The 13,628-nt window shown below is 65.5% G+C and carries 11 protein-coding genes and 1 pseudogene; 7 read left to right on the plus strand and 5 right to left on the minus strand.

What is annotated here, in order from left to right; translation table 11 throughout:
* From M3A49_RS40625 to hutG, 5 genes and pseudogenes are all read left to right on the plus strand, one after another.
* A pseudogene (locus tag M3A49_RS40625) lies at positions 1-341 on the plus strand (urocanate hydratase); the annotation flags it as partial.
* Positions 338-985 carry a HutD family protein gene (locus tag M3A49_RS40630; RefSeq protein ID WP_266233796.1) on the plus strand — a complete coding sequence of 216 codons (648 nt, stop codon included), beginning with the start codon at positions 338-340 and terminating at the stop codon, positions 983-985. The pseudogene M3A49_RS40625 and the gene M3A49_RS40630, both read left to right, overlap by 4 nt.
* Before the next feature lie 41 nt (positions 986-1,026).
* A complete protein-coding gene (gene hutI / locus M3A49_RS40635; protein WP_266233797.1) occupies positions 1,027-2,259 on the plus strand; it encodes an imidazolonepropionase in 1,233 nt (410 codons plus the stop codon).
* 14 nt (positions 2,260-2,273) lie between these two features.
* Positions 2,274-3,692, plus strand: coding sequence for a formimidoylglutamate deiminase (locus M3A49_RS40640; RefSeq protein WP_266233798.1), 1,419 nt, complete (start codon positions 2,274-2,276; stop codon positions 3,690-3,692).
* Positions 3,693-3,734: 42 nt separating this feature from the next.
* Positions 3,735-4,544: an N-formylglutamate deformylase gene (gene hutG, locus M3A49_RS40645; RefSeq protein WP_266233799.1), complete on the plus strand. Its 810-nt coding sequence runs from the start codon at positions 3,735-3,737 to the stop codon at positions 4,542-4,544.
* Positions 4,545-4,619: 75 nt separating this feature from the next.
* On the opposite strand, the gene M3A49_RS40650 is transcribed toward hutG, so the two are convergent.
* The 5 genes from M3A49_RS40650 to M3A49_RS40670 form a co-directional block, all read right to left on the minus strand.
* A complete protein-coding gene (locus M3A49_RS40650; protein WP_266233800.1) occupies positions 4,620-5,678 on the minus strand; it encodes a porin in 1,059 nt (352 codons plus the stop codon).
* A gap of 107 nt (positions 5,679-5,785) precedes the next feature.
* Positions 5,786-7,213, minus strand: coding sequence for a purine-cytosine permease family protein (locus M3A49_RS40655; protein WP_266233801.1), 1,428 nt, complete (start codon positions 7,211-7,213; stop codon positions 5,786-5,788).
* Positions 7,214-7,340: 127 nt separating this feature from the next.
* Positions 7,341-8,957, minus strand: a complete 1,617-nt coding sequence (locus M3A49_RS40660; RefSeq protein ID WP_416339114.1) for a phospholipase D family protein — start codon at positions 8,955-8,957, stop codon at positions 7,341-7,343.
* A gap of 180 nt (positions 8,958-9,137) precedes the next feature.
* Entirely contained in the window at positions 9,138-9,443 is a 306-nt protein-coding gene (locus M3A49_RS40665) for a hypothetical protein (RefSeq protein ID WP_254355614.1), read from the minus strand.
* 255 nt (positions 9,444-9,698) lie between these two features.
* Positions 9,699-10,562, minus strand: a complete 864-nt coding sequence (locus M3A49_RS40670; RefSeq protein WP_266233802.1) for a LysR family transcriptional regulator — start codon at positions 10,560-10,562, stop codon at positions 9,699-9,701.
* Between the two features lie 154 nt (positions 10,563-10,716).
* On the opposite strand from M3A49_RS40670, the gene M3A49_RS40675 reads away from it, so the two are divergent.
* Both M3A49_RS40675 and M3A49_RS40680 read left to right on the plus strand, forming a co-directional pair.
* Complete coding sequence (locus M3A49_RS40675) at positions 10,717-12,354, plus strand: gamma-glutamyltransferase family protein (RefSeq protein WP_266233805.1); 1,638 nt, start codon at positions 10,717-10,719, stop codon at positions 12,352-12,354.
* 90 nt (positions 12,355-12,444) lie between these two features.
* Positions 12,445-13,628, plus strand: a 1,184-nt coding sequence (locus M3A49_RS40680) for an MFS transporter (RefSeq protein ID WP_266233803.1), incomplete at its 3' end; no start/stop codon positions are given.

Below are 13,628 nucleotides of genomic sequence, written 5' to 3' on the forward strand. Positions count from 1 at the left end.
TCGACACGGGATCGGTGGCGAGCCCGAACCGCGAAACGGAATCGATGAAGGACGGCTCGGACGCGGTGAGCGACTGGCCGCTGCTCAATGCGCTGCTGAACACGGCGGGCGGCGCGTCGTGGGTCTCGCTGCACCACGGCGGCGGCGTGGGCATGGGCTTCTCGCAGCACTCGGGCGTGGTGATCGTGGCGGACGGCACGCAGGCGGCGCACGAGCGTCTGGGCCGCGTGCTGCACAACGATCCGGCGACGGGCGTGATGCGCCACGCGGACGCCGGCTACGAACTCGCGCAGCAGACGGCGCGCGAGGCGGGTCTCAAGCTGCCGATGCTCGGCCGATGAGCGGCGCGAAAGCGATAGGCGGCGCGGTGCAGGCCGCCAGGCTCACGCTGTTGCGTGGCGCGGCGCTCGTGGCGTCGCCCTGGAAGAATGGCGGCGGCGTCACGCGCGAAATCGCGGTGGCGCACGTGGCATCGCGTGCTGGCGCGTCACTCGACGCGTTCGCGTGGCGCGTGAGCGTGGCCGATGTCGCGCAGGCGGGGCCGTTCTCGCGTTTCGAGGGCGTCGATCGGACGCTGGTGCTGCTCGAAGGCGCGGGCATGCTGCTCGACGAAGTGGGTCGCACGCATGTGCTCACGCAGCCCCTCGACGTCGCGCATTTCGCGGGGGAAGCCGCGATCGACGCGCGCCTGGTGAACGGCGCCACGCGTGACTTCAACCTGATGGTGCGCCGCGATGCGGCGCGCGGCACGTTCGAAGTATGGCGCGCAAACGAGCGGCGCAGCATGCATGCGCAAACGGTATTGCTCTACTGCGCGCAAGGCGGTCAGGACGTGCGCGTGGATGGCGAACGCCACGTGCGCCTCGAAGCGGGCGACACGCTGCGCATCGATACGCTCGACGCGCAATGCCCCTTGCAGATCGAAACGCGCGGCGCGGGCGCCTTGCTCGCCGTGGCGCTCGATGTGCTGGACGCGCCACGGTAAGACACTACGGAAACAGCATCGCGCGATGCTGTGCACACCTGATGAAACGCACTCTCTGGCAAAACCTCAACCTGTGCCCGCATGGCGATCCGGGCCACGTCGTCGAGAACGCGGCGATTGCCGTAGAAGACGGCAAGATCGCGTGGCTCGGCGCCGCTGCCGGATTGCCCGCGCCGTTCAGCGGGTGGCCGAGCGAGGACCTGGGCGGCGCCTGGGTCACGCCCGGTCTCGTGGATTGCCACACACACCTCGTCTACGGCGGACAGCGCGCCGATGAATTCGCGCAGCGCCTTGCGGGCGTGAGCTATGAAGAAATCGCGCGTCAGGGTGGCGGCATCGTATCGACGGTGCGCGCCACGCGCGCGGCCGACGAAGCCGCGCTGTTCGCGCAGTCGGCAACGCGCCTCGAAGCGTTGCTTGCCGAAGGCGTAACGGCTGTCGAGATCAAGTCGGGCTACGGCCTCGATCTGGCGAGCGAGCGCAAGATGCTGCGCGTCGCGCGTCAGCTTGGCGAGCGCTATCCGGTCACGGTGCGTACGACGTTTCTCGGCGCGCATGCGTTACCGCCTGAGTTCGCGGGCCGTGCCGACGACTATATCGACGAAGTGTGCGAACGCATGCTGCCCGCGCTCGCCGATGAGGGGCTCGTGGACGCCGTCGATGTGTTCTGCGAACGCATCGGCTTCTCGCTCGCGCAGAGCGAGCGCGTATTCGAGGCGGCCGCGCGGCGCAAGCTCGCGGTCAAGATGCACGCCGAGCAGCTTTCCAATAGCGGCGGCGCGGCGCTCGCGGCGCATCATGGCGCATTGTCCGCCGACCATCTGGAGTTTCTCGACGAAGCGGGCGTCGCCGCCATGAAGAAAGCGGGCACCGTGGCGGTGCTGCTGCCGGGCGCGTACTACTTCATCCGCGAAACGCAGCTTCCGCCGCTCGACTTGCTGCGGCGCTACGAGGTGCCGATCGCCATTTCGACCGACAGCAATCCGGGCACGTCGCCGGCCACCTCGCTGCTGCTCATGATGAACATGGCGACCACGCTGTTCCGCATGACCGTGCCAGAGGTGTTGCAGGGCGTGACGCGGCATGCCGCGCAGGCTTTCGGCGACGCAGAGCGTCATGGCACGCTCGCGGCGGGTCGTCCCGCGGACTTTGCCGTGTGGACGGTGCAGTCGCTCGCGGAACTGGCTTACTGGATCGGCCGTCCGCTCTGCGCCCGCGTAGTGCGCGGCGGCGAGACCGTCTTTGAGCGTCGCGCATTCGAGCGTCGCGTTTGAGCGCTATTTTCAGCATGAATCACACCATCGAAACGAATCCGACTTCGCGCGCGCTCTTCGCCGAGTACGCTTATTTGCCCGACGGCTGGCGCCGCAACGTGCTGCTCGAATGGGACGCCGCGGGAACGCTGCACAACGTGACGCCCGATCTGGCGCAAGCGCCTCGAGGCGTCGCGCGAGCGGCGGGCCCGGTCACGCCTGGCATGCCTAATCTTCATTCGCATGCGTTTCAGCGCGCCATGGCGGGCCTTACCGAATATCGCGCGAACCCCACCGACAGCTTCTGGAGCTGGCGCGACCTCATGTACCGCTTCGCCGCACGCATCACGCCCGACGATCTCGGGGCGATTGCGCGCTGGCTCTACGTCGAAATGTTGAAGGCGGGCTACACCTCTGTTTGCGAATTCCACTACGTGCATCATGGCAAGGATGGCCAGCGGTATGCGAGCCCCGCCGAACTGGCGCAACGCGTGGTGGACGCAGCGAGCGTGACCGGCATCGGCATGACGATGCTGCCCGTGCTCTATCAATACAGCGGATTGGGCGCGCAAGCGCCGCGCGACGATCAGCGCCGCTTCATCAACACACCGGAACAGTTGCTCGGCATCGTCGAGGCGTTGCGTGCGTGGCGGCCCGAGCACGGCGCGTTGCGCTACGGCGTTGCGCCACATTCGTTGCGCGCCGTTTCGCACGACTCGTTGCGCGCGCTGCTGGAAGGCCTGGACCGCGCGCTTCCTGGTGCGCCCGTGCATATCCACATCGCCGAGCAGACGGCCGAGGTCGAGGCTTGCATGGTGACCGAAGGCGCGCGGCCGGTGCAATGGCTCCTCGACCGGTTCGACGTGAGCGCGCGCTGGTGCCTCGTCCATGCCACGCATATCGATGAGCGGGAGACCGCCGCGCTCGCACAGAGCGGTGCGATTGCGGGCCTGTGCCTCACGACCGAAGCGAATCTCGGCGATGGTATTTTCCCCACGCGCGAGTATCTCGATGCGGGTGGCGCGTTCGGCGTGGGCTCGGACAGTCATATCGGCGTGGACTGGCGCGCAGAGCTTCGCTTGCTCGAATACGGTCAGCGGCTCGTACGGCGCGAGCGCAATGTATTGGCCGCGACGCATCAGGCGCAGGTTGCCGACCGGCTGTTCGACGCAGCGCTCGCCGGCGGCGCCAGTGCAACCGGGCGCAAGGTCGGCGCATTGAAGGAAGGTGCGCGCGCCGACTGGATCGTGCTCGACGCGCAGCATCCGAACCTCGCCGAGCAAAAGCCGCTCACGTGGCTCTCGTCGGTCGTCTTTTGCGAGCATGGCGAAACGCCGGTGCTCGACGTCTATACCGGCGGCGTCAAAGTGGTGGAAGCGCGCCGCCATCGCGACGAAGCGCGCCTTTACGCCGACTATCGCGCGGCGCTCGCCAGGCTGCTGGCTGATGATTGAACGCGGGCCCGAACGCAAGCGCCATTCACGAGACAAATTTCGATGACCGATATCTTTTCACTGGAACGCGGCAGCGCGCCGCTTATCATTTCGATCCCGCACCTGGGCACGCACATTCCCGCCGCGATGCACGGTGAGTACACGGACGTGGCCCTCACCGTCGCCGATACGGACTGGCATCTCGATCGCCTTTACGCGTTTGCGAAGGAACTGGGCGCGACCGTGCTCGGCGCGCGCGTCTCGCGCTATGTGATCGACCTGAACCGCCCGCCGAACGACGAGAGCCTCTATCCCGGCCAGACCACCACGTCGCTGTGTCCGACCGAGACGTTTCGCGGCGAGCCCATCTACCGCGACGGCTGCGTGCCCGACGCGTCGGCGCGCCAGCGTCGCGTGCAGACGTTCTGGCAGCCGTATCACGACACGCTTTCCGCTGAACTCAAGCGCCTGCGCTCGACGCACGCTAATGTGCTGCTGTGGGAGGCGCATTCGATAGCGAGCGTGCTGCCGCGCCTGTTCGACAACAAGCTGCCCGACCTGAACATCGGCACCCAGGACGGCCGCACGGTGAACCCGGTGGTGCAGGCGCGCGCGGAACACGCGGCGGCGGCAAGCAGCTATACCTGGATCGCGAACGGACGCTTCAAGGGCGGCTACATCACGCGCCATTTCGGCGCGCCGCAGGACGGCGTGCATGCGATCCAGCTGGAGATGTGCCAATCGGTCTACATGAACGAAACGGCGCCGTTCGATTACGTGCCCGCGCTCGCTGAGAAAGTCCAGCCCGTGCTGCGCGAGATGGTGGGCGGCGCGCTTGAGGCCATCGAGACGATGAACGCCGCTGCGGCGTGAGATTTCCCGGCGACCACTCAGGCCGGGCGTGGGCACAACGGCTCTCGATCGAACGATCGAGAGCCGTTGTTGCGTTTAGAAGCGGTGAACGATGCCGACCTGCGCGCCGCGCGCATCCGCGCCGGGGTAGGCGAGCGGCAGGCCCGGATTCGCTGCTCCGGCGAGCGTGTAACTCGCCTGGTTACGGTTGCGCAGGAACGAGAGCGCGCCGTAGAAGTTCGTGGTCTTCGACAGGTCGTATTCGTACATCAGGCCGATCTGGTCGGCATTGTCGCCTTGAGAGGTACGATCGTGCAGGGTGGCGTAGCCGAGCGACACGGCATTGTTCACGTTGAACTGATACTTCGCGGAAAGGCCCACGGTATAGGCATTCAACGCGAGGTCGGGCCATTTCATGTCCGAGTAGCCGCCGAAGATCGTCGCGCGCCCAATCGCGTACGAGGTGCCCGCCATGATCGTCCGGTCGGTGGCGCTGCCCTCGCTGTTCTTGAGCCACTGTCCCGCCACGAACGCCGCGAACGGGCCGTGCGCATAGGTCACGTCGAACTGCTGGCTCGAACCCGCGGCGCGCAGCCCGCCTGCGTCGCCGAAGCCCACGTAGATGCCGGCCTGAAGGCCCGCGAATTCTGGCGTGACATAGGAAACGGTGTTGCTCGTGCGGAACGTGAACACCGTGAGGTTGTCCATGGCCGAAGCCTGCGTGACGCCGCCAAAAGCGTCCTGGCCGCCTTGATCGTTGAAGAGCGGCGAATTCTGCCGGCCCACGCGCACCTCGCCCCAGCCGCCCGAGAGGCCGACCCATGCCTGGCGATCGAACAGCGATCCCTTCGTGGCAAGCGTGCCGTCCGTGGGGTTGAAGCCGTTTTCGAGGGCGAACGACAGCGTCTGCCCGCCGCCCAGGTCTTCCTTGCCTTTGAGGCCGAACCGGCTGCCCCATTGACCGCTCGAACCGAGTGCTGCCGTGTAGCCGTTGCCCGTGTTGACGTATTGGGCGAATTCGTCGATGAGCCCATAGAGCGTCACGCCGTCCTGGGCAAGCGCGCTGTGCGCGAAGAGGCCGAGTGCGGTGGCGCAAAGTGTGCTTCTTGTGGCGCGAGCGGAGGGGCGAAGGGGCGTAGCGGGTTGCTTTTTCATTATCAGTACAACTATTTATTGGCGGAATGAAACGAACGCGCGGGTGGTGAGACCCGCGCGTATGGGAACGGTGTTGATCAGAGAAGCGGCGCGCTGCGCCGCGCGGTTCAATCCTGCTCGACCGGCAGGATCAGGCGTTCCGGAATGACCGGCGGCGTGAGGCGCATGGCGGCGTAGTAGAGCACGCCCGGCACGATCAGGCCGAGAATCCACGAGATATCGGTGCCGCCGAGTGCGTCGACGAAGGAGCCCGTATAGAAGCTCGTCGAGATGAACGGCATTTGTACGAGCACGCCGAGCACGTAGATGCCGATGGCCCTGGCGTTCCAGCGGCCGTAGCGGCCATCGGGGTTCGAGAGCGCCGGCACGTCATAGCGCGAGCGCGTGAAGCAGTAGAAGTCCACCAGATTGATCGCGCTCCACGGCGTGAAGAACGCGAGCAGAAACAGGATGAACGCCGTGAATTCCTTGAGAAACGAGTGGCGGCCCGCGAGTGCGACGAGCGTCGAGATGCCCACCATGCCGATGATGTAGAGGAAGCGATGGTGCGTGGAGATCGCGCGCTTCGCACGAAACGCGCTCACGATCGTCGCCATCGACATGAAGCTGCCGTAGGCGTTGAGCGTGGTGACGGTGAGCTTGCCGAAGGCGATACTGAAATAGAGCATCGCGGCGACCGCGCCGCTCGCGCCAAGGCTCACGATATACGCCACCTCATGGTGCGCGAACGCGTGGCCCGCGAGCGCCGCCGCAAACACGCCGAACACCATCGCTGCCTGTGCCCCGATCACCGAGCCAAGCCCAACGGCGAGGAACGTGCGCAGGGGCGAAGTCGAGTGCGGCAAGTAGCGCGAATAGTCGGCAACGTAGGGGCCGAATGCGATCTGCCACGAAGCCGAAAGCGACATGGAGAGCAGGAAGCTGGCGATCGAGAAGTGGCGGTTTGCCAGCAGCGCGCCGATATCGTGATGCGTAAAAAGCTGCGCGAACATGAACACGAACGCGAGCACGCCAATCACGCTGGCAATGCGGCCGACGAAGTGAATCGAGCGATAGCCGAGCAACGTCAGCACGACGATGAGCACCGCGAAAAGGCAGATGCCCGAAGTATCGGACACGTTGAGCAGTTGCGCGGTGGCCTGACCGGCGAGCACCGTGCCGCTCGCGGAAAAGCCGACATACATGATGCAAACGAGCACGATCGGAATGGCCGCGCCGTAGACGCCGAACTGCACGCGGCTGGAAATCATCTGCGGCAGGCCGAGTTGCGGGCCTTGCGCGCCGTGCAGCGCCATGACCGTGCCGCCGATGAGTTGTCCCGCCAATAGCGCGATCAACGACCAGAAGACGTCCCCGCCAAGCACGACGGCGAGCGCACCGGTAATGATCGCGGTGACCTGCAGGTTCGCGGAAAGCCAGAGCGTGAACTGGCTGAACAGGCTGCCGTGGCGCTCCGCGTCGGGGATGTAATCGATCGAACGCGTTTCCAGGATCTTGCGGCCATCGGTTTCGAGGTTGGCGACGGATTCAGGCATGGCCACGGACGGCTCCGAACGTTGGGGTGAGTGCATGGCGCCCGCGGATCGCGGACGATGGGAATGTCCGCATGATGTTGTATAGACAACTTGGGTGAAATAGGGGATAACCCTGTCGATGGGTGGCTTACAGGAGCCACTCGATCGGCAGGACGGAGAAGAACCAGACGCTCAGTCGCTGGTTCCATGTGGTGTTCGGCTCGGTGTCGTAGCGAATGACCGTATCGTCGGAGAGGCGCGTCCAGTAGAGCCTGCCGTTCTCGTCGAGGTGCGCCTGATACGCGAGCTGCGGCACGCGCGTCCAGAACGCTTTTTCGATCCGGCTGGCGAGCACGGGGCTGTCGATCACGAGCCCGAGTTCGGTGTTGAGGTTGGCCGAGCGCGGGTCGAAATTCACTGAGCCGACGAATACACGCTCCGCATCCACGGCGAAGGTCTTGGCGTGCAGGCTCGACCCCGTGCTGCCGAACGGACCACTGCCTGCGCCCTTGCCCGCGGCTTTGTCCGTAGCCTTGCTGGTGCCCGCCGCGCGCTGCAGCTCGAACAGCTCCACGCCGCCTTTGAGCAGTGCCACGCGGCGCCGCGCGTAGCCGGAATGGACGGCGGACACATCGGTGGCCTCGAGCGAGTTCGTCAGCACGCGCACGGTCACGCCCTGGGCGGCGAGCTGGGTGAAGTATTGTGTGCCGACCTCGCCGGGCACGAAGTACGGCGAAACCAGATCGAGTTCACGGTGCGGATCGCCAATGATCTCGTGGAGCTGACTGAGGATGAGCGTTTCTTTGGGCGCCGTGCCGAGCGCTTTCGCCGGGTCGTCGCTGACCAGTTGCGTCCTGGCCCATTCGAGCGGCAGCGTGCCGTCCAGCAGGCGGCGCACGTCGGTGGTCTTGCGCAGCGATTCGATGTATTGCGCCGCGGCCGGATCGGTGCGCGCGGCAAGCGCGGCGCGATCGAGCGTGGCGAGTGCATCGGGCGCCACATACGGCAGGATTTGCGACGTGGGGTATGACGAAGCGCTGGCCCAGTAGCGGTCGAAGTCGTTCGCGACATCGGTGGCGGCGGGGCCGATGGCGAGCACGTCGAGGTCGGCGAACACGACGCCGTCGGTCGCGCCGAAATATTCGTCGCCGATATTGCGGCCGCCAAGAATGGTCGCCACGCCGTCAGCCGTGAGCGACTTGTTGTGCATGCGCCGGTTCAGCCGCGAGAAGTCGGTGAGAAAGCCGATGGCTTTGGGCTTGCGCGTGGCGAACGGATTGAAGAGCCGAACCTCGATGTTGGGATGTCCATTGAGCGCCGCGAGCGTGGGGTCCAGTGAGGACGGAATGCCGTTGTCGTCGAGCAGCAGGCGCACACGTACGCCGCGGTCGGCGGCCTCGCGCAGTTCTTCGAGCAACAGCGTGCCGGTAAGATCGTCGCGCCAGATGTAGTACTGGACGTCGAGCGTACGCTGGGCGTTGCGCACGAGCGCCACGCGCGAGGCGAAGGCGTCGAGCGGGTTCGCGAGCGGGTCGATGCCGGTGAAGTCGGGGTGGCTGGCGAGTTCGGCCGCTACGGCTTTGCCAAGTTGAGTCGATCGCGCCTCGGCTGACGTGAGCGCCGTGGTTTGCGTGCGCTCGCCGAGCGGGGGTAGCTGCTGACACGCGGCAAGACCTGTGGCCAGCACGATTGCGCATAGCGGCAACGCCATGGCGCACAGTTTTCGCAACCCGTTTGCAGCCAGCGCGATGAGCGATCTTTGCATGGAGCGTTCGCTTGTCCGTGTCGATCCCGCTTCGAGGCGCGAAGCGCGGGGCTTCGCGAGTGAGCGTGCAACGACGTCAGCTTACGCGATTGGCGTGGCAGGCACCACGCCAGGCGTACAGCCCCTGGGCCCGTTATTCATGTGAACAGGTCCAGGAGCGAACGCGTGGGTGGTGCGAGCTTAGTGCGCGTCGAGCGCGGCTTGCGCGCGGGCGCGGGAGTCTTGCGCCGACTGGTTGCGCTCGGCCCTGGCGTCACGCGCTTCCTGGTTGAAGGTCTGGCGCGCCTCCGCTGTCCGGGCCCGCTGTTGACGGTTGGCCTCGCGAACTTCCATGCGCTTCTGGACGATCGGGTCGTTATGCGTCACCGTGGTGGCGGGTTGGCCTTCCTTGTTTGCCGGTGCGGGGGGCTGTGCAAACACCTGGCCCGCGAACAGTGCGCTGACCACGATGGCGACGACGGCAACGGTGCGAGTTCTGACTTTCATGAGTTTCTCTCCGGCAAATAACTTTGTATTGCTAACTAATGCTCATGCTGCGGTAAGAGCGGGAGCGCGGCCTGTCGAGCGATCAGAGGCGGGTGGCCTCGGCTGCTCTTGCTTTTCAGAGATTTCATTTTTACTTTCGAGTTGAGGCAGGTCAACCCGAGGGAGGCTCTAGCGACGTGGCAGTGCGGCCGCGATGCGCCTATTCATAGGCCATTGAGGAATTTGCATGACAGATGGTCGCAGTTACGCGTTCTGTCACCGACGCAGCATGTCTGCAATCGTTTGTGTGAGCAACGTCTGCTTGTGTGCTTTCCGGTGAATCATCCCCACCGTGCGGATGAATGGCCGCCCGGGGAGCGGCATGAGTCGCAGATTCGGATCGCTCTGCCATTTGCCGCCTTGCAGTACGGGCAACACACTCACGCCCACGTCGTTGCGCACCAGCGAGACGATCGTTTCGATCGAGTTCAGCTCCAGGTATTCGAGCGGTTCGATGCCTAGCTCGCGCAGTGCGTGGTCGATCACGACGCCCGTCGGCACGCGCCGGTCGAAGCGCAGAAAACCGCGCTCGCGCAGGATGCGGCGCGCATCGTCGCCGGGCGTCGCGCGGCTCGTCACGAGCATGAGGGGCTCTTCGTAGAGCGGCGTCCACGCGAGTGACTCGTGAAGCGAACCGTCTGCACTGCCAACCACGACGGCGAGGTCCACGTCGCCGTCTTCCACCATGCGCGCCAGTTCGTTCGAGCGCGCCGAGGTGAGGCGCACTTCGAGTTCCGGGTGACCCGTTTTCAGATGCGCGACGGCCAGCGAAAGCGCGCCGATCACCGACACCACCGCGCCGATGATGATCGAGCCGTGCATCGTGTCGCCCGCACTGGCGGGCAACTCGTCGATCAGCGCGAGAATGTGCTCGACCTTCGCGCAGACCTCGCGGCCTTCGCGCGTGAGCGCGACCTGGCGTGCGCGGCGATCGAAGATCTGCCGCCCGAGCGCCTCTTCGAGACCGCGCATCTGCAGGCTCACGGCCGCCTGGGTGAGCGCCGTTTTTTCCGCCGCCGTGGCGAACGACCCGCTGCGCGCGACGGCCTGCAAGGTGCGCAGCATGCGTAGGGTTAGCATGTAAATAAAACTTAAGTGTCGAGAATAAAATATTAATATTTTTTTGCCTGATCCTTCAAGATAATCGATAGATCGGCATGAGCCGTGCGCGCCGCAACTGAGTGCGGCGGTGCGCATGCCGCTGCTTTCGTTCATTACCGGAATCCGGACTTCCATGACGCGCTTCAACTGGCAAAACCCCTATCCGACGCCCCGCCTGCCGGTGTTCGCCCGCAATATCGTTTCGACGTCGCATCCGCTAGCCGCGCAGGCCGGGCTGCGCATGCTCTGGAAAGGCGGGAATGCCGTCGACGCCGCCATCGCCGCCGCGGCCGCCATCACCGTGGTCGAGCCGGTATCGAACGGCCTTGGCAGCGACTGCTTCGCGCTCGTGTGGGACGGCGCGAAGCTGCACGGCCTGAACGCGTCGGGCAATGCGCCGGCGGCGTGGAGCGTCGATTACTTCCGCCGCAAATACGGCGAGGAAAACGGTCTCGCGAAGCAGCCCAAGCGCGGCTGGGACACGGTGACCGTGCCTGGCGCGATCGCGGGCTGGGAAGCGCTGCATGCGAAGTTCGGCAAGCTGCCGTTCGCGGACCTGATGGAGCCGGCCATCGAGATCGCGGAGCGCGGCCATGCGGTGGCGACCATCGTCACGCGCAAATGGCAGGCGGCGATTCCCGAATTGCACAATCAGCCGGGCTTTGCCGAGACCTTCATGCCGCGCGGCCGCGCGCCCGAAGTGAGCGAGCGCGTGTGCTTTCCGGGCCACGCCGCCACGCTGCGGCGCCTCGCGGAACGCGGTCCGCGCGACTACTACGAGGGCGAACTCGCCGAGCGCATCGCCGCGTTTGCGCGCGAAGGCGGCGCGGCGCTCACGCTGGACGACCTGCGCAACTATCGCCCGGAATGGGTCGAGCCGATCGGCAAGCACTATCGCGGCTACACGGTGCACGAGATTCCGCCCAACGGGCAGGGCATCGCGGCGCTGATCGCGCTCGGCATTCTCGAACAGTTCGACATGGGCGCGCTCGCGCTCGACAGCCTCGAATCGCAGCATCTGCAGATCGAGGCCATGAAGCTCGCGTTCGCCGACGTCTATCGCTACGTTGCCGATCCGCGCTCGATGGAAGTCACGCCCGAGCAGATGCTCGACGACGCCTACCTGAAAGAGCGCGCGAAGCTGATCGACCCGAAGCGCGCCACGCAGTTCGACTTCGGCATGCCGCGCTCGGGCGGCACGATCTATCTCTCCGCCGTGGACGAGCGCGGCATGATGGTGAGCTTCATCCAGTCGAACTACATGGGCTTCGGTTCGGGCGTGGTCGTGCCGGGCACCGGCATCGCGCTGCAGAACCGCGGCTGCGGTTTTTCGATGGACCCGGTTTCGCCCAACGTCGTGGCGGGCGGCAAGCGCCCGTTCCACACGATCATTCCGGCGTTCCTCACGCAGCAGGTGGATGGCCGCCAGGAAGCGGTGATGAGTTTCGGCGTGATGGGCGGCGACATGCAGCCGCAAGGGCATCTGCAGTCGGTCGTGCGCATGCTCGACTACGGCCAGCAGCCGCAGGCCGCGTGTGATGCGCCGCGCTGGAAGGTCAACCGCGACTTCACGCTCGATATCGAAGCGACCTTCAATGCGCAGACGGCGCGCGCGCTGCAAGGGCTCGGCCACGAGATCAAGGGCATCGACGATCCGTACATGGACTTCGGCTCGGGCCAGTTCATCTGGAAGCTCGATCGCAACGATCCCGAGTGCGGTTATGTGGCCGCGAGCGACACGCGCCGCGACGGGCTCGCGGCGGGCTTCTAGGCGCGAGCCGCGTTTGCCGCGAGCGGGAATGCCGCGCTCGCGGTTCACGACAAACAATGAGTAGACCAAATAAAAATGGAGGAGACTGACATGGAGACAGGTTCATCGGTAACGCGCGCGCCGCTCAGCCGCGGCATGGTGCGCCGCATCGTGTTCTCCTCGTCGATCGGCAATGCGCTGGAGTGGTTCGACTTTCTCGTGTACGGCTACTTCGCGCCGATCATCGCGAAGCAGTTCTTTCCCGTGCACGATGAATGGCTCTCCACGCTGCTGGCGGTCGGCACCTTCGGCATCTCTTTTCTCATGCGTCCGCTTGGCGCGATCGTGCTGGGTATCTACGGAGATCGCGAGGGGCGCAAGGCCGCGCTCACGCTCGCCATTGCGCTCATGATGGCGGGCACGCTGGCCATGGCGGTCATGCCGCCGTATGCGTCGATCGGCATCGCCGCGCCGCTCTTGATCCTGCTCGCGCGCCTCGTGCAGGGCTTTGCGGTGGGTGGCGAGTTTGGCAGCGCGACGGCGTTCATGGTCGAGCACAGCCCCGCGAAGCGCGGCTACTACGCGAGCTGGCAGTTCGCGAGCCAGGGCGCGGCCGCGATTCTCGCGGCGTCGTTCGGTGGCGTGCTCGCATGGTGGCTGCCGCCCGAGCAACTGCAGGCGTGGGGCTGGCGCGTGCCGTTCTTCTTCGGGCTCGTGCTCGGGCCGGTGGGCTGGTACATCCGCTCGCATCTGGATGAGACGCCCGAATTCATCGCGAACCAGCAAGCGCACAGCGGAAAAGATGCGCGCGCAACGAATGAGCCGGGCCTCGGCCGCCAATGGGTGAACCTGCTGCTCGCGGTGGGCATCGTTGCGCAGTCCACCGTTGGCGTGTACATCCTCCAGCTCTACATGCCGATGTACGCGGTGAAGCAACTCCATATGGCGGCGGCAACCTCGTTCGGCGTGGTCGTGCTCAACGGCGGCCTGCAGTTCGCGCTTTCGCCGGTGATGGGCGCGCTCTCGGACCGCATCGGGCGCATTCGCATCATGCTGACCACGTCGATCCTGCTTGCGGCGCTCACTTATCCCATGTTCGCGCTGTTGCAGCGTCACCCCACGCTCGGCTGGCTGCTCGTGCTGCAGGGCTCGGCGGGCATCTTCAAGGCGGCCTATTCGGGCCCGATGCCAGCTTTGATGTCGGAGATCTTTCCGGTGCACGTGCGCTCGGCGGGGCTTTCCATCGCGTACAGCCTTGGCGTGACGCTCTTTGGCGGCTTCGCGCCGACGATCGC

Source organism: Paraburkholderia sp. CNPSo 3076 (assembly GCF_026343935.1).
Lineage (GTDB): Bacteria > Pseudomonadota > Gammaproteobacteria > Burkholderiales > Burkholderiaceae > Paraburkholderia > Paraburkholderia nodosa.